Annotated in this window: 12 protein-coding genes and 3 riboswitches; of the genes, 9 read left to right on the top strand and 3 right to left on the bottom strand. The window is 40.1% G+C overall.

Annotated features, from left to right (window positions below; all coding sequences use genetic code 11):
• Nucleotides 1–14 precede the first annotated feature (14 nt).
• Nucleotides 15–2,207 (bottom strand): TonB-dependent receptor, encoded by a 2,193-nt coding sequence (locus M5U24_RS12335; protein WP_169703506.1) that lies wholly within the window; start codon nucleotides 2,205–2,207, stop codon nucleotides 15–17.
• Nucleotides 2,208–2,238: 31 nt separating this feature from the next.
• Nucleotides 2,239–2,458: riboswitch (cobalamin riboswitch) on the bottom strand.
• A gap of 290 nt (nucleotides 2,459–2,748) precedes the next feature.
• Nucleotides 2,749–3,759: a carbohydrate porin gene (locus tag M5U24_RS12330; RefSeq protein WP_157820717.1), complete on the bottom strand. Its 1,011-nt coding sequence runs from the start codon at nucleotides 3,757–3,759 to the stop codon at nucleotides 2,749–2,751.
• A gap of 500 nt (nucleotides 3,760–4,259) precedes the next feature.
• A riboswitch (cobalamin riboswitch) is annotated at nucleotides 4,260–4,506 on the bottom strand.
• Between the two features lie 205 nt (nucleotides 4,507–4,711).
• Nucleotides 4,712–4,924: riboswitch (cobalamin riboswitch) on the bottom strand.
• A 592-nt stretch (nucleotides 4,925–5,516) separates the two neighbouring features.
• Between M5U24_RS12330 and M5U24_RS12325 the strand changes: the two genes are divergently transcribed.
• Together M5U24_RS12325 and M5U24_RS12320 are read left to right on the top strand one after the other, a co-directional pair.
• Entirely contained in the window at nucleotides 5,517–5,837 is a 321-nt protein-coding gene (locus M5U24_RS12325) for a hypothetical protein (protein WP_157820716.1), read from the top strand.
• Nucleotides 5,838–5,979: 142 nt separating this feature from the next.
• The gene (locus M5U24_RS12320) at nucleotides 5,980–6,273 is read left to right on the top strand and encodes a hypothetical protein (RefSeq protein WP_157820715.1); all 294 of its coding nucleotides are present in this window, start codon (nucleotides 5,980–5,982) and stop codon (nucleotides 6,271–6,273) included.
• 647 nt (nucleotides 6,274–6,920) lie between these two features.
• Here the strand turns inward: M5U24_RS12320 and M5U24_RS12315 are convergent.
• Nucleotides 6,921–8,660 (bottom strand): FMN-binding glutamate synthase family protein, encoded by a 1,740-nt coding sequence (locus M5U24_RS12315; protein WP_099326556.1) that lies wholly within the window; start codon nucleotides 8,658–8,660, stop codon nucleotides 6,921–6,923.
• 342 nt (nucleotides 8,661–9,002) lie between these two features.
• Between M5U24_RS12315 and M5U24_RS12310 the strand changes: the two genes are divergently transcribed.
• From M5U24_RS12310 to M5U24_RS12280, 7 genes are all read left to right on the top strand, one after another.
• The gene (locus M5U24_RS12310; protein ID WP_099326555.1) at nucleotides 9,003–9,995 is read left to right on the top strand and encodes a MoxR family ATPase; all 993 of its coding nucleotides are present in this window, start codon (nucleotides 9,003–9,005) and stop codon (nucleotides 9,993–9,995) included.
• Between the two features lie 5 nt (nucleotides 9,996–10,000).
• Nucleotides 10,001–10,858, top strand: a complete 858-nt coding sequence (locus M5U24_RS12305; RefSeq protein WP_157820714.1) for a DUF58 domain-containing protein — start codon at nucleotides 10,001–10,003, stop codon at nucleotides 10,856–10,858.
• Nucleotides 10,855–12,285, top strand: a complete 1,431-nt coding sequence (locus M5U24_RS12300) for a hypothetical protein (protein WP_099326553.1) — start codon at nucleotides 10,855–10,857, stop codon at nucleotides 12,283–12,285. The genes M5U24_RS12305 and M5U24_RS12300 overlap by 4 nt, the downstream gene beginning before the upstream one ends.
• Nucleotides 12,282–13,301 carry a VWA domain-containing protein gene (locus M5U24_RS12295; protein ID WP_099326552.1) on the top strand — a complete coding sequence of 340 codons (1,020 nt, stop codon included), beginning with the start codon at nucleotides 12,282–12,284 and terminating at the stop codon, nucleotides 13,299–13,301. Before M5U24_RS12300 ends, M5U24_RS12295 begins: the two co-directional genes overlap by 4 nt.
• Before the next feature lie 298 nt (nucleotides 13,302–13,599).
• On the top strand, nucleotides 13,600–14,055 hold the full coding sequence (locus M5U24_RS12290) for a hypothetical protein (RefSeq protein WP_298202598.1): 456 nt from the start codon (nucleotides 13,600–13,602) through the stop codon (nucleotides 14,053–14,055).
• Between the two features lie 90 nt (nucleotides 14,056–14,145).
• Nucleotides 14,146–15,156 carry a VWA domain-containing protein gene (locus M5U24_RS12285; RefSeq protein WP_099326550.1) on the top strand — a complete coding sequence of 337 codons (1,011 nt, stop codon included), beginning with the start codon at nucleotides 14,146–14,148 and terminating at the stop codon, nucleotides 15,154–15,156.
• A gap of 367 nt (nucleotides 15,157–15,523) precedes the next feature.
• The gene (locus M5U24_RS12280; RefSeq protein WP_164994957.1) at nucleotides 15,524–17,437 is read left to right on the top strand and encodes an ATP-binding protein; all 1,914 of its coding nucleotides are present in this window, start codon (nucleotides 15,524–15,526) and stop codon (nucleotides 17,435–17,437) included.
• The last annotated feature ends 432 nt before the right edge of the window (nucleotides 17,438–17,869 follow it).

The raw sequence follows: 17,869 nt of genomic DNA, 5'->3' as shown, positions 1-17,869 counted from the left end.
TACATTCCCGTATTTTAAAACTTGAATTCCACTCCCCCGTACGCTGTAAAACCGAGGGAACCAAAGCCAGTTACCTCTTCGTAGTCATAATCAAAAAGGTTTTCGAACCTGACATAAGCAGCCATAAACTTTGTGACGTCATAGCGAGTCGCCTGATTGACCGTCCAGTAGTTGTCCATTTTCGTTCCATTGCTGTCTATTCTGTCCCTTACCATTATCCCTGTTACGTTGATATTTAATTTCTCAATGGGATTGGTGTTAATCCCAAGCGTTGCCCGGTTTTCCGGTCTGCGGGGTAGTTGCTGATCTTTTTCTCTGTCCCTGGTATCTGTATACGTGTACGTTCCGGTGAATGAAAGTATAGTAAATGGTTTATAGGTTAGAATGGTTTCGATGCCCTGAGACTCTGCCCTGGCTGCGTTTTCTGCCAGGTAGCTGCCATCGGGCTGCACAGTGGCAGTGATAAGGTTTTTAAAGTTATTTTCAAAGTAGGTGACGTCGATGGTTAGTGTGTCTTTGAGAATCTCTTTTTCAACACCGAAATCCCATCCCTTGCTTTCTTCCGGACGCAGGTGCGGATTCCCGTAGTATGGGTAAATCAGTTCATTCAAACTTGGCGCCCGAAATCCCTTTCCCCATGAACCATGTAGTCTGGCGCCAATTTCCTCCATGTTATAAGACGCCGTTGTTCTATACGTAAGATGAGATCCGAATGTGCTAAAGTCGTCGTGGCGTAATCCAATTGTCCAGTGCAACGACTCAAACAATTCTATTTGGTTTTGCAGAAAAACCGCATTGTTCCGGTAGGTTTGCCCGTCATACTTACCCTCGTTTTTACCTTCCAACACTTCATATTCGTAACCGAGTGTTATCGTATTTACGTCAAAGAGTAAAAAGTCTGATTGATGTTCTGCCCGCCAGACCCTTGTAGGAATGCGAAATCTGCCCGACTCATCCGTGGGATCAAAGCCTTTTAGTTCTGTATCGTTAACTGAGATGAGAAATGAGGGAGTCCATATATCAAAAAAAGTCTTGCTGGCCTTCGCAGAGAAAAGAACCTCGTCTGTAGTTTGGCGTCTGTCAGGGTCGTCAACCGCACCAACACCATATACAAACGCATCATATTCAAAATCCGAGTGAGACCCCCTTATAGTTGTATCAACCCTCCCGTTATCCAGGAAATTCCATCCCAGCCGTGCAGAACCGGTAAGATTCTTGTAACCGTCCTTTTCACTTCCACTGCTGGCAGCGGATATTCCGAGGGTTTTCAGGTAGGAACCTCCCACTGAATAATCAAAATTCTCCTTTCCTCCTGAAACGTTAACAGTTTCCCTATAGGTATCGCGCATCCCGTACTCGGTTCCCAGGTTAACTTTGTTATCGCCTGCCCCTTTTTTTGTAATAATATTAACAACACCGCCAATCGCTTCAGAGCCATACAGGGTGCTTTGAGGTCCGCGCAGAATTTCTACTCTCTCAATGTTGTCTGTGGAAAGATTCGCAAAATTAAATGCCCCGGATGTGGGACTATTCATTTGGACACCATCAACAAATACTAGGGTATGTGCGGCTGACGCCCCCCTTATGAACAAGCTTGTAGTCCCGCCTATCCCCTGAGTTCTTGTAACTTCAATCCCCGGCGCCTGACGTAAAACATCAAGCAACAGCGGCGCTTTGCTATTCTCAATGTCTTTTTGTGTAATGATTGATAAAGAACTGCCAACATTCTTAGACAACTGTTTCGTCCGTGTCGGTGTTATTACGGTATCTTCCGTATCGTTAGCATCTTCACATTGCCTGTCTTTTCCATCCTTTGGCGGTGGGTCTTTCGGAGTTTCCGGCGAAGGTATTGTGGTATGGGATAGCGGTATTTTTTCTTCAAACGGCAAAGGGTATACCTCAGGCTCCTCCGGGATATTTTTCACATTGTCCGGTTGTTTTTGAATCGTTTCAATTGATTTGAATTCATCGGCAGGATATGCTTCTTCTATTACTTCAGGTATCTCTTCCTTTCCCGGGATACGGATAATAAGCTTTTCTTGTGCAGCCTGATTATCCGGCCTTTCCGCCCATTTGGTAAGTATTCTGTCATTTGTTTCCTGTTCTTCTTTTAAAACAGGAATTGATTCCCCTGCTGCCGATACGCCGGGGTATTGATAAAAGGCAAGCGCTAAAATACCTGTTACTATGATTAGCAAGTGCTTCACTCGTGTTCTCCTTTTTCCCTCGAAAAAAATAGTATGAGAAGTTGTGCAAGACAGGTCTCCTGGCTTTCGGGTCATCCTACTTTCCGCGCCTTCCCGAAAAGCCGTTCATTACTTTAAACGGCTTTTCAGTGGCATTATGCAGATTTCGTCTCCGATTACAGTTGCGGGGCAGCTCCCGTTGCTCAGAAATAACGAGATGGGATTCCCTGGCGTCTTGCACATAAATACAGATTATTATTTTTAAGTATTAATACATGAATTTCCCCCCTTTCTTTGTTATAAGGTAAAAATGCTCATTTGCCAGCCCTCAGCCCTCAATCGGCAATCCTCAGTCCTCAGTAGGCAATTTCACAATTGTTAATTGCCGACTGCCAATTGCCAACTACAAGCCTACAGCAGAAGGAACAGTTAAATATTTTGCCAAAAAGCACGCACTGACGAATGGAAGTGTGCAAAGAAGTTACTGAAAAGACACTAAAACTCGATTTGTGTTCGTATGCCAAATAAGGTCACAACAGCAGTATCCATTAATCCGTCGGGGTTAAAACGGCCTGAAATAGTGGCGTAATGGCAATGTGCCTGTTAAGGACAAAACGGTAGTATATCTCGGTTGCAGATTCTTTAATCCCATCATCTGCTTTTGAATAACCAAAGGCAAAAGCTGCGCTGTCTTTTTCGCGCATGGGAACCGGTCTCCATTGATTTTAAACCAAAGGCGATAATTGCCTTCTCTTCCAAAAAGGCTATCGGCGTGTAAACCAACCTCTCCTATTCCGTAGAAGCCCTTTCCTATCCCCAGTCCCATATTGTCACTATCTGCACTTTGCAGTCCTAACCGGAAATTCAAGCCGTTTTCCATTTCGTAGATAGATACTGCGCCAGGTCCGTTATGCGGCGCTTCTAATGCAAGATTATTTACAAAGGCGCTGGTTATAAACATGGTTGTCTCATCATTGGCTACGGCATTGCTGTCAAAGTAGTTTGTCAAGTCTATCTTTCCTGCCACAAGAGCTACCTGTTGTCCGAACAATTTTGTCTCAAACCACATCTCCCGAATGGATAAGCGATCAGTACCGTTATTGTACCGGAATGCACCAGCATCATCATTGAGACCGGAAAGACTGTCGGCATGTTCATCAGGCCCGTTTCCTCCAATCGCCTCTAAATCCAGAAATAATGTTGTGAGATCTGAGGGTTTGTAGAGACAAAATAAATCCAGCGAGCCTTCCGGAAAAAACGCCCGTTTCTCACCGCCACTTAAAATCTGTTGAACAATAGCCGTACTACTTACCCCTATTTGAAATCGTTTTTCTTCAGTGGGATATGTTTCTTCTACAGGTTTTTGTGTTTCTTCCTCTTCGGAAAGGCGGATAACACGCTTTTCCTGTGCGGCTTGATTATCCTGCTTTTTCGGCCAATCGAAAATATCTATCCCGTCTGCTTCTTCTTTTTCTTCTGACGTTGAAATCGATTCTATTGCTTCTAGTGGTTCGGCATGACTATAAAAGATAGGCGCAGCAATAATCATTGACATAATTAGCAAACACTTCATTTGTAGTCTTCTTTCCCCATGGAAGCGGAGCTTCCAATGCAATTACGTTCCCAAGCCGGACAGACTGGGTCAAATGGGCAATTCTATCCTATTTCACGATATGAATTTCCCTCTTTAATAGAAAAACAGTAATAAATTAAGCATAAAATAGGCAAAATGTGATAAGTTGCCCCCACTTTTGAGACAACAAGGTTCATTTGTCCCAGTCTGCGAAGCCTGGGAACGAGCGTTTTTAAAGTATCTATTCTTAATAAGGACTTCGGCGATTTTCAACAATGTAGCGGCAAAGCGTGCCTTGTCGTTACATGAACAGTTTGAAATCTCTAAACGTTTAATATAGCTTTTTAATATTGATATGGTTGGGTGGCGCGGACAAACTCCGCTTGTACGGCGCCATCTTGCAATGGCGATTAAAACAAAAAAGCCCGTTTCTTCGTACAGGGAAGAGACGGGCTTTAAAGTACATACGTCACACTTCACCTCCTTTACGACGAAGAAGTTTTCGGCAAAACATTACAGGCAGGTCTTCTGACTAGCGGGTCGTCCTACTTATTGCGCCTTCCCGGAAAGCCGTCTCATTGGTATAAACTAATGAAGCGGTTCACCAGTGGCATTTGCAACGTTCGTCACCGGATACAGCGGCGGTACCGTTCCCTTTACTCCTCATTTCTGACACAATGAGTTGGAGTTGGGATTCCCTTTTCGTCCCAATGGGTATATTGGGACACCTGTAATGGGTAATTTATTTTTTCATTAAACAATTAACTACATATACACTCCTTACAAAGAGAATGAATTCCTGATGCTTAAACAATAACAAAAAAACCCATATCCTCGATACGGAAGATATGGGTTTTCTATTTTTATCGGTACGAGCGGGTTTTGAAACCTGCCCATACAATACAAGCATTGATATTATATATATACCCTTCACCCTCTTTACCATCGAAGACATCGTGAAGCGATTGCAGGCAGGTCTTCTGGCTCCCGGATCATTCTACTAATCACACCTTCCCGGAAAGCTGCGGCTTTCCAGTGGCTTTTCATGATGTTCGTCCCCGGTTACAGCGGCGGGTCCGCTCCAATCCTCAACTAAATGAGGCGTGGATTCCCTTTTATTCTTAACAAGCAGCTTGTTAAGAATACCTGCAACCAAACAATTATTTATAAAAAAGAACACGTCTTATTTCATTTCGGTGGGATTATACTTTTGAGGGACGACATTGTCAAATTAAATTATGCCGTATTATACTTTCAGTGTTTTACTGATTATCATGAATAGTTGTTTGAGAAATCGTTGGCCTGCCTGTGCATGCCGCACGCAGACAGGCTTCAAACAGGTTTCTGGTTATAAAAGACACAAACCGTAACACTTTAGTTTTTTGAAAAATTCCCGGGATAGGAAAAATACCATGTAGCCCCGTCAGGGGCGGTCTGTTTGTAGCGCAATAAAATTCAATAAGGTAAATAGCTCCGTAGGAGCGGCCTGTCCATATTCAGGCAGACCTGTTTAATATGGATTTACAAGAGACAGGTCGCTCCTAACGGAGCTAATATCTGTTATAATATCCTATTTTGCTACAAACAGGCTGCTCCTACGGAGCTTATAGGTAATACGTTTTTCAAAAGACTAAAATGTTACCACAAACCCAACAGCATTCATTTTTACCCACCCCTCAATCCCCTCCTGTAGAGACGTACGGCCGTGCGCATAACATAATTTGACAGTATGCAATATAATTATTACAATGTAGCACATGAAACTATTAATGGATGCCGATTGCCTTATTAAATTAACTAAATCAAAATTAAAAGAAGTTGTATGTAAGAACTTTGCAGTTACAATACCACAACTGGTTAAAGAAGAAATTATTTATAATCCCCAGGAACATATTGATGCTTTAATTATTAAAGAAAACATAGAAAATAAGCTGATAAAATTAAATACTATGACTTTGTCCTCTAAAAAGGGTGAAGATGCGATTTTTTCAATATTTCAACAAGGAGGATACGAAGCAATATGTAGCGATGATAAAAGGTTTATTAAGAGATTACGTTTCTTGATATCCCATACATAACCCCTGCGGTTTTTATTGCTTTATTGTTGAAAAAAGACACATTAACAATAAAAGAGGCACAAAATAAATTGGATTGTTTATCATCGTTTGTTAGCAATGAAGAATATAATGCCATAAAGGCAATATTAAAAAATTGGAGAAAATGATGAAAACAAAATCCATAAGGATACCTAAAGATATGATGGATGCTATTGAGCTTGTTGAAAAAGAAGAGAGGATAGAGGAATCCACTGCGAGGAGAAAGCTTATAAGAATAGGTTTTGAGACGTATACAGGAAATCTTTATAAGCAAGGCAAGATAACACTGAGGGAAGCTGCTCGATTACTTAATTTGAGCCAGATTGAAACAATGAATCTTTTTTTGGACTTAGGAATAAAGGGAAACCTTGACGCTTCAGATGTATTAGTTTCATTGGATAGATTTGTAACAAAATGAAATAAATTTTATTAGGCGGAAAACGCCTCTGTCTGGTTTGTAAATTTCTTTCGGGTAAGTTGCGTCCAGGTCCCAAGTCGCTCCGTTAATTGTGTTGGGTTTGAACGAAGGATTGTTTGTCCGTGTGGCTCTACCCAATTCAGAATGTCTTATTCCGTCTGGCCGGCTCGCTAAAATTTCAAGAGTGATTTTTTTTATTTGTCCTGTAATGGTCATTGTGGTTTGTTTTTAGTAGTCGTAGTTTTACAATTGGGCATAACTTGCTTATATATATAATAAATCCATACTTATCTATAGTCAGCCAAATCTGATTTTAAAAATTTAGCGGTAATTTGGCTTTTTAAAAAGCAGGGGCGAAGTATTTGCCTGCATATAAGAAGAGACGTAAAATACTGTACATGTGCCAACTTCGGTCTGTTGAATGAGTTATACGGTAAACAAACAAATGTTTCACCTCCCTGCTTGTAATGTCTTTAGAAAAATAGATTTATTTGACTATACTCAAAAAGGGTTTTTCAGTTGTCTGAAAAAACTGAAAAACCCTTTTATTTATAAATGACTGTTTTATCGTTATTATAAGGATGTTTTTTGACTGCTCTGTTTTGCTTATATTACAAAACCATTGCAATATTCCATCAAAGACCTGGTTATTTCCCCCCTTTTTTCTTTACCGCTGTCTTTGCTTTAGGCATTACGGCACTCGCTGCTTTTGCTGCGGGTTTTGTTTTTGATGGTGCTGCTTTTTTTACGGCTTTTTCCTTAGTAACGGTTTTCGCTTTTGCAACTGGTTTCGTCTTGGATTTTGATCCTTTTCCTGAAAGAATTTTCTGCGCTTCCGCTTTATCGGCATCCATGATATAGGTGATCCCTGTAACATCAGCGGCGTCACGCGTCAGGGTAACGATGTCGTCCCTTGTGATATATTCCAGGGCAAACTTCCTGGATCCGCACATTAACTGACGTAATCCCTGTGATAAACGTTGATAATAAGAATACAGCCCTAAAGCATTTGGCGGGACTTCTTTCTTACCAGTACCAAATAATCTTTTAACCTTTGAAGCCAACACAAATATCTCTTCTACATTACTGCCATAGTCAGCAATGAATTTATCAATTTTACCCTCTTTTATCTGGTTGGCTACCACTGTACCTACATGCGATGCACAAAGAGGTGAACGCGCCATGCCGACTGCTTTCACATATGGCGCACCAAGTGCAAATGCCTTGAAAATGTCGTCCTCAAACGCAAACCCACCCGCAAGGATTATATCAGGTACATAATGCCCCTTTGATGCCAGTTGATGCACATAATTATATGTAAGGGCGGAAATGTATAACGTCGGAACACCCCACTCGTTCATCATGTGCCACGGACTCATGCCGGTGCCGCCGCCTGCCCCGTCAACGGTTAAAACATCAACTCCTGCAATGGAACAATACCAAACCGCCCTTGCCAGATCTGCAGGACGATATGCGCCTGTTTTCAAAAATACATATTTTGCACCGGCATTCCTTAATGCCTTTACCCTTTTTACAAAATCGTCTTCATTCACCATTCCAACTCTGGAGTGCCGTTCAAATTCCTTGAATGACTTTCCAAAACTACCGGTAACTTCTTTGTCATACGGGTCAGGCAATACGATATACCCGCGGTCGCGCAACATCTTCGCCTTTTCCAGATTATTAATCTTAACCTCGCCGCCAATGTCCTTTGCACCCTGCCCCCACTTCATTTCCACCGCCTGAACGCCTAATTTTTCAACCCCATATTCCAGTATGCCTAACCGGCTGTCTTCAACATTTTCCTGCATTACTATCAAACCATAACCGTCTTGCTGCCAACTCTGGTAGGTTTTCACCCTGTATTCAAGATCGGGACAATGGGTTATTTTGCCATTTGATATTTTGGATTGTTCATCCATGCCGCCTACGTTTTCACCTATCGTTAGTGCAGTTCCTGAAATCGCTGAACCTATCGCTAAACCATCCCAATGCGTCTTTGCAACTTTTGTTGAACCGAGTCCGGGAATCATTATCGGCATCTTCAACTTAATGCCCTTATCCTTGCCAAGCCTTGTTTCTGTATTAACATTATCAAAAATAGCCTTATCGCTATCAGGGGCAATACCAACAGCGCCAACCGCAGTTCCCATTATGTTTAAGTGACTAAAATCTACAGGATATTCCTTGTCCGCACCTGCTGTAATGACCCCAAATGGCTGTGGATACAAATTTTCAACAGATCGAAATGCTGATTTTCCTATTTCGCAAATACCAGGACAATCATCTACACAAACAGAACACATCCCGCTGGAAGCATTCCTGTCATTAGGTGTTCTATTTTTTGTACGAGTTGCTGCCGACGCATTTGGTTTTGAAAACGACATCCCAAACCCCTTTCACTAGAATAGGTTAATTAAACTAACAATAAACATTTATTATACAGTAAATATTAATATGAAGAGATTACGTAAAGTGCCATAAAGTGTCGAATATATACATCTTTTAAAATTGACTGTCAATAATTTTTTTGCGCCCTTATATTGTTGGCAGTAATTACCGTCATGATTAGACTGCTTTTATACACTAAAATTATTATTTGTAAATAAGTAAGAGAATTTATATAATCTTCGAAGAAACATACACTCACCTTAGCAATTAATGCAATAATACTAAATTATTTAGCATTACTCAAAGCAGTTTCTCCAAAAGGAAGGAATTTAAATACGGTGAAAGCTCAAACAAAAACAAAAAATAACAGATGCCCGATTAAAGAGAAGGTGGAAAAAATAAAACAAGAGATCGGAAAGGTCATTGTAGGACAGGAAGAAATGATCGAAACAATTATAATCGCCCTACTGTCAGATGGGCATATCTTACTGGAAGGTTATCCTGGACTTGGAAAAACAATGACGGTAAAAACCGTAGCAAGCATACTCGATGCAAAATTCCATCGGGTACAATTCACGCCGGACCTTATTCCCGCCGATATTACCGGATTTGAAATGTGGCTCCCTGAAACGAAAAAAAGCAGGATTCAAAAAGGCCCTGTTTTTACAAACATTCTTCTTGCAGACGAGATTAACCGCGCACCGGCAAAAGTACAAAGCGCCTTATTAGAAGCTATGCAGGAAAAACAGGTAACCATCGGCAGGGAAACCCATCACCTGGAAAAATTATTCCTGGTGCTTGCGACTCAAAATCCCATCGAAATATCAGGTACCTATTTATTGCCGGAAGCAGAAATAGACCGTTTTATGTTCAAAATAAAAATCAGATACCCTTCTTATAATGATGAAATAGAGATAACAGAAAAACATGCCTCTGGCACAGAAACTCCACTCGCGGTTATTTTTAAACCTGAGGAAATACTTGCATTGAGAACTACTATAGCAGAATGGCTACCGCCAAATGATGCGCCCTCTATAATACAATACATCGCACGGCTTGTAAGGGCAACAAGGCCGGAAGAAAATGACGGCATACTGGAAGACCTTGTCATGTACGGCGCCTCACCCAGAGCAACTATTGCACTCACAAAGGCATCGCGTGTTTATGCTTATATCCAGGGAGACGATACGATTCTGCCTGAGCATGTTCAGAAAATGGCCTATCCCGTTTTGCGGCACAGAATCATCCTTACGCATGAGGCGGAGGTGGAAGGCTACGATTCAGATGATATTATCACAAAAATTCTTCACCGGGTTCCTATTCTGGAATAAATTCATTGAAAAAAAAACGTGTACGCCTTTATTTACAGCGGTTAATAGGTAATCTCTTTGGCGGATCATTCGCCAGCTATATAAACTCAACGCACGGTCTGGAACTGGATGAGCTTCGGCAATATCAGACCGGCGATGATTTAAGGTCTGTTGACTGGAAAACCACTTCCCGAATAGGCCGTTTACACGTACGTCTGAAATTAGTGGATAAACGTGCGACTATTTTTTTCATTATCGACAAGAGCCGTTCTGAAAAATTTGGCTCTTTTTATCATACAAAAGAAGATATTGTAGCTAAATTGCTTTCTCTCCTTGTTTATGCGGCATCAGAAACGGGCAATGAAATTGGTTTTCTCGCATTTACCGATAGAGTTGAGCAATACATACCGCCTAAAACGGGCGAAAATGAAGCTTTTAAGAATATGAAAAAGGTTTTAACGGATGAACCGTCCTCTCATTTTACTGACATTAACGCCGCATTGACTTTTTTACATAAAAAAGTGCAGTCTCCTTCTCTCATTTTTATCCTATCCGATTTTTTCGCCCCACATAATTACGAACGTTCACTAAAGACACTCTCCTACCGGCATGAGGTTATTCCTGTTATTGTTTCCGATAAAAGAGAGTCCTGCATCCCAAAAGCGAGGGGATATCTAACGATTCGTGATGTTGAAACCCATTGCAATAAAACAATAAGCACTACAGAGGCTCTTAATGTGCCTGCACCTTTTTATGCCTTACTGAGAAAATTAACCATAAGCGGTATAACGATACAGACAGATGAAGATGAAGGTATATGGATAAAAAAAATATCAGAGTTTTTTGACAAACGCATCCGTAGAGGAGGGAGAATTAAAAAATGAGACATCTTTTTGCTTTATTTACATTCATTGGCATGTTTTCGTGGGGATATTGTTTTACCCCGGTACATGGCCAGGAAACACAGGAAAATGAAACGTCCATTGCCGCAACAGCAAAATCAGAGTCGGAGTCGGAGTCGGAGTCAGCATTAAAAAAAGAGTTTCTGCTTACAGACAGGCCGCTTGAAATATGGACTTTTATCGATGATTACCGGATCATTCCCGGAAAAACGTTACATCTCACCGTACAGGTGTTATGGATGCTGGGTATAACCGTAGATCTGGAGAGTCTTGCCAATGTTGACCTTAGCCCATTTGTGATAGAGGGAATAATCATCAGTGAACGCCAGATATTTGATAACATGCATGATTTTGCGGTTGTTACTTACGCACTTTCACTGCCGCCAAATATTAAGGAGGGTATATACTCAATACCCTCCTTCAAGCTTTCCTATATTAATACCGTTGATTCTAAGGAAGGGGCTGCCAGTTCCGCCCCTATCGCGGTAAAAAGAACACCCATCCTCGTTGAAGGGAAAATCGACAAGGATGTTATATGTATCGGCGACCGCATTCACTATACACTAACCATCAGATATGAAAATGATATAAAACTCCTGTGGGATACCATGGATAAAATACAGTTCCCCCCTTTTGAAGTATTAAAAAAAGAGTCCTCGACACAAACCGAAGGGGAATTGACAAAAACCGTTATAGATTATACCCTCGCAATATATGAACTGGGGGGGAAAGAGCGGAATCCTGAAATCCCGGGAATATCTGTATTGTATTACAAGGAACCGGATTCACAAAGCGCGGCAATCAGAGGCAACGATTCTTCTATCGTTACAAAAGAAGCCCATACTACACCAATTCCTATTCTTATCAACACACTCCTTAAATCGGTTGATGTCCCGCTGGAAGGATTAAAAGGCCCGGTGCCTTATTCAAAAGAGCATGTTTTTTTCTATGGATACATGCCCTTTGGCGGAGGAATTCTTTTGTTGCTTCTGTTTGGTATGCTTACCATAAGGGCATCCATGCAAAAACAAGCTGAGAAAAAGCCAATAACCACCACTATCACCCCTCATATTGCCTTAGAAAAATTAAAAGCTGTTATGTTAAAACTTGAATACACTGACAACGACGCACTAAATAAAGAAAACGCTCAATTAGCCAGCAAAGCATTAAGGACATATTTGGGCACTTTTACCGGTATCTCAAACGAACTCGCACAATCGTTGACAACTTCCCGTTTTTTTGAAAATAACGGACAAAACAAACTCTCTGAGGACGCAACGACCGTAGCTCGTGAATCCTTTCGATTATTAGATTCACTTATTTTTGAAAAACAGATACACGAAGAGACATTTAAGAGAACGAAAGACTGTTTGGAAGATGTTGTGCGGTTAACAGGTATAAATAAATGACATTAGCGAATCCATGGTTCCTTTTCCTTATTATCCCTTTTGGCTTGCTCTATTTTTTTTGGAAAGAAAAAAAATATATCGGTTATTCAAGCCTCTATCATGTAAAAGAACTGCATGGGTTCAGGAAGGTTATCGCAGGCCTTTTTAAACCGGTCTTTTTTTGCGCGGTATTTTTTTTAATATTGGCGTTAACATATCCGCAATCCGCCTATCATAAAGAAAAGATATCTTTAAAAGGACGTGAAATACTCCTCTGTATTGATACTTCATTCAGCACAACCGGAACTGCCATAGAGACCATAAAGGAAGTTGTTGCTGCCTTTATAAAGAAAAGATCAAACGATATTATTGGATTATCTATTTTCGGCACTGATGCGGCTCTCATTACAATGCCCACGATGGAAACGGAGTTGCTTGAAAAATCTTTGGAACGTGTACACTCATCCCAAATGGGATACCAAACTTCAATAGGAGAGGGTATCTTTACCTCCATTACCGCATTGTTTGAAAAAGAAATGGGAAGCAGATTTACCTTCACAGAATTAAGAAACAGCATTAACAAGCAGTATCTCGATGATTACGCTGTTTCATTTGTAAAAGAGATGAAGAAAAGAGACTTACTGAAAAATAAACTAATAATTCTCTTCACTGATGGCATTTACAATATTGGCATTTCACCGGACAGACCCTTACGGCTTCTGCAAAGAATGGGAATAAAGGCGTATGTTGTGGCAGTAAAAGCATCAGACGTCTATGGCATAGACCCTGATATCGCCGCTCAACACATCCAGGAATTACAGGAAGCAATAGAGTCAACCGGAGGAAAATATTATCATGCCGATAATTTTGAAGAGGTTGCAAAATTCTATGATGAAATTGACAGGATTGAAAAAGATGAAATTGTGGTAGAAAATGTTTTTAAAAAAAAGGACCTTTATATATTCCCTATTATAGCAGGTTTGTTTTTTCTGTTAACAACTGTTTTCATTGAAAACTTCTGGATAAGAATCCCTTGAATCAGGTTGAGTTGTAAAAGATAAAAAACCAACGGCATTCATTTTTACCCGCCCCAAACCCCTCCCAAGAGGGGAATTTGATAAGTCCCCTTTTGGGAGGGGTTTGAGGGTGGGTTTGTTCATTGCTTAATTAAAAATATTGAAATTCCTAAACGTTAAATTAAAAAGGAGATGCCTATGTTCTATAAATTGCTTCCCAAAAATAACCTTCGTAGTGCTTGCATGCATTCTCACATTCTACGGTTATACAAATTTAAAGATAAACACCATTATTACGAATTTGGACGAAAATATAAAAATGGGCAGATACCAGCATGCATTTTCCACAATTCGTAAGCTGGAAGAGAATCCTTTTATCCGCAAACTATCAGAAAAAGACCCTTTAATAACATATAACAAAGGCGTACTATATTCTTTGCTCATGGAAAATAAAAAGGCCTCAGATGAGTACCGGAAAACTATGGAAACAAAAGACCCTGTATTAAAGGCAAGGGCAATTTACAATAATGCAAATATTATTGCGGAAGATATGGATTTCTCCACTGCGGCAATGCAATACGTTGAAGCCCTGAAAATTGACCCCGCCGATTTCCAGGCAAAAAAAAATCTCGAACGAATGAGATTGGGCGAGATGCAATTCAATACCATGTTTTCTCATAAACAGGAAGAACGCGAAGACCGGATAGAGTCCCTGAAACTTATTCCATGGGGTACCAAATATCGATACAGCGGAGAACAGAAAATCCGCTGGTAGCGCATAAGAAATCCATCGTGTTTATAATATTACCGTGTAAATACCTGAAACTATTTCTTTTCTCAAAACTTATCGAATAATAAATCAATAATGTTATCTTTTATTCACGAAAAATATACCCCCCTTGTATTTTCACTTTCCTGCCTGATCCTTGTTTTCTACTTTATTCTTTACTGGCGGAAGGGAGCCTGGCTAAAAACATTTGGGCAGAAAACATACATACAAAAATTCAGCAAAATACCCTCAACATACAGAAACCTCATCAAAGGAACCAGCATAAGCGCCGCCTGCTGTATTTTAGGGCTTACACTTTTGCAGCCTAAATGGCAAACTACGGAAGAACAATATGAAAAAGAAGGGCTTGAGATAGTATTTGTACTTGACGTCTCAATGAGTATGCTTGCGGAGGATGTAAAACCCAACCGGCTTGAATGTGCCAAAATGGAGATTGCCAACCTGGTGAGAGGACTTGAAGACGACCGTGTTGGTTTAGTTGTTTTCGCCGCACGAGCCTTTTCCCTCCTCCCTTATCCAACAAAAGACTATGAAATGGTATTCCTTAGAATATTAAATATGGTAAACGAACATTATGTAAGATTTGTACCTTACGGCACAAATATCGGGAACGCCTTAATTGCTGCCATGGAAACCTTCAGTAATGAAGCAGGGAAAAAAATAATAATCCTTCTTACCGATGGAGAAGAGCAGCTTCTCAGAAGGAGTCAGGTAGTGGAAGCAATACGATTGTTATTGGAAAAGAACGATATTTCCACTTACATCATTGGCATTGGGGATCCAAATAATTCCACCTCCATACCAAAACGGGATAGATTGGGGAATAAAAGTGGTTATGAACGCACAGAAGATGGAGAGATTATTTACACAAAACCCGATCCGAAATTATTAAGAGAAATAGCAGAAATGGCTGGAGGCTCCTACCAACACGATGCTACCGGCGCTGAACTGCAAAATATCTTCAAACAGGTTATTGAAACAAACAAAGACATTATCGGCGTAAAAAAGAAAAATATCATTTACGATATTTCACAATATTTTCTAGGCTGTGCATTGATTCTTCTTGCATTCTATTTTGTCTTATAACCGTTTTTCCCTTCGTATTTCCTTTCCCCTTTTCACTATAAACTAAGAAAAGGGGTTTTACGCTAAAACACACCCTTCTTAAACACGGTACATTTCAAAAAAAATATTGGCTTTGACATCACAAATATGGTATCCATACCCTAACCTGGAACTGGACAGAAGGGGAAATGCAGACCGGGATTTTAACCTTACGTTTGTTGCAGGGACACAATGCTCCGTGTTCCTGCGATTTTTTAATCTGTGTAATCTATGGTTCCTCTTTTGTATTTCATGCTTGTTTGGTTCTGGCTTGTCCATGTTAGGATTACCCGTATTGCATCACCCATTTTCCTTTTTTTATTCTATGGTTTTGGAGTAATAAAAACACATGAATGGAACCCTATTGTTTGCCTCCAATAAATTAGATAAATATGAACATATAATTTGCTACTTAAAACAGCATGGTTTTGTAAATATAATAACGGTGTTAAATGGAGAAGATGCCTTAAAACATCTCAATACCCAGCCCCCTCTTTTTGCATTTTTAGATACAGAGCTACCCATTTTGGATGGTTTTCAAGTATGTAAACTAATGAAGTCATCTCTTTTGGCAAATTGCAATAACGTTCCCGTAATTTTAGTCACTGATTCGCAGAAAAATTGTATGATATCCCTGTTAGCCAATTGTGTTGGCGCATATCTTTCAATTCATCCGTCATTTGCATTGGAAGATTTATTATATCTGTTACAAAACAAGCCAGAGTCAACGCCCGCGAATATTACCGCAAACAGGATAAAAATCTTGATTGCCGCCAGTGAACAATCTTTCACACAAATGTTGGAAACGTATCTTCTCGGGGAAGGCTATGATGTGATTATTGCCGGAAATGGCCAGGATGCCATTCATCAATTGAAGAATGAAAAACTATCCATCATGTTTTTGGATGATCATTTGCCGGAATCAGATGTCTCTGAAATAATCAGAAAATCAAAAGAGAGCATCCATGAAATATTTATAACAATTATTGTCACGCAGGGTTCAGAGCTAAGGGCAATTGAACTGATGAAAGCGGGGGCGAATGACTATATCATAAAACCGGCGGATGAAAAAGCCATTCCAACGGCCTTTGCAGATACCCTAATAAAATACCATTTAAACCTTTGCAATCATCGCATGGATGTGGAAGAATTAAAATTACTTTCCTTGATAGATGGCATAGTTGACGGCATTGTTTTTATGGATATGTATGGGAAAATAAACACGGTAAATAAGGCCGCAAATGCAATACTTAGCCAGTTGAATTTGGTGAGAAACAGCGATGGGTCAATAATCAGAATAAATACTATCGATATAAAAGATATTTACAGAACATTGTTTGAAGAAAAACAACTCTCCGTATCCTATGAAATTACTATTAATGACGATTTTGAAAAACATTTTAATGTTATTGCATCTTCGGTTAATCAGTTCATTGATGAAAATATACATGTTATCGGAGATAGAAGGAAAAGGAAAAGGCTGGCACGATCTTTTATTGGCAATAATATAGGGATCGTTATCGTACTAAGAGACGTTACACGCGAACATCAATTAACAAATCAGGTAGTCCAGTCAGAAAGGCTTTTTGCGGTGAGTAATCTGGTAGCAGGCGCCGCACATGAATTGAATAACCCCCTTGCGGGCATTCAACTTTGCACAGAACTTGTCTTAAATGACCCTGCAACTAGTGAAAAATCGCTAAAATACCTCCAAAGAATACAGAAAGAAACAGAACAAATACAGGACGTTGTAAAAAGCCTCCTCACGTTTACGGGAAATTATACACTATCCAAGGAACAAATAAATATTAATGAAATCATCGAAGTTATCATAAAGCAGAAAATATATCAGTTTGACCACGCAAACATTAAAATTATTATTTTACCTGGAGACGTTTTGCCATTTGTTTTTGTCGATAAATATCAAATACGCAGGGTATTGCTTAATATAATCGAAAATGCCTGCGCTGCAATGGAAGTATCGGCATATGATAAATGCCTCACTATTAAAACAGAGGCTCAGAATAATGTAGTAAAGACCTATATATCAGACACGGGGCCAGGAATTCCCAAAGAGAATCTTTCTAAAATTTTCGAACCGTTTTATACCAACAGAGCAAACAAAAAGAAGAAAGGCACGGGGCTTGGCCTTTCCATAGCACATAGTATTATTAAACAGCATAACGGTAAAATATACGTGCAAAGTGAAGTGGGAAAGGGCACTACTTTTGTCATTGAACTTCCCGCCATGGAATCCCTTTAAAAGCTAACTGTAACCCAAGGGAGAAAACGATTACGAGAAAAACTGAAAGATGACAAACGTATTTCTCAGATTATTGAAAGAGTTGAAGCAAATATGTCAATAATAAAGATTTGCCCCCTTTCTTTTTGTTTTTCTTTGGGTGTATTCCTGCAAATGGGGCTGAGTATCCCGCTTCAACGTTTGGTAAATAACTCCGACAAGTAAGTAGCGCAACTGACAAAATAGGGTATGGGATTGCAAGTTGCCACAGTTGATAGTCATGGTTGGGATACCCATGTCAATCAAGGCGGTGTGGAGGGAACCCATTCCGAACTTCTCTCTGAATTAGCAAAACGGGGTTGTTGCTCTGTACACTGATTTAGGTACAACATTGATGAATAATGTATTGATCTTGACAATGGCTGAGTTTAGCGCACTCCTAAAAACAACGCA

The sequence above is a fragment of the Candidatus Kuenenia sp. genome (genome assembly GCF_027493735.1).
Taxonomy (GTDB): Bacteria; Planctomycetota; Brocadiia; order Brocadiales; family Brocadiaceae; genus Kuenenia; species Kuenenia stuttgartiensis_A.
Note: the sequence above shows the minus strand (reverse complement) of the source record. Positions and strands in the feature narration are given on the sequence as shown.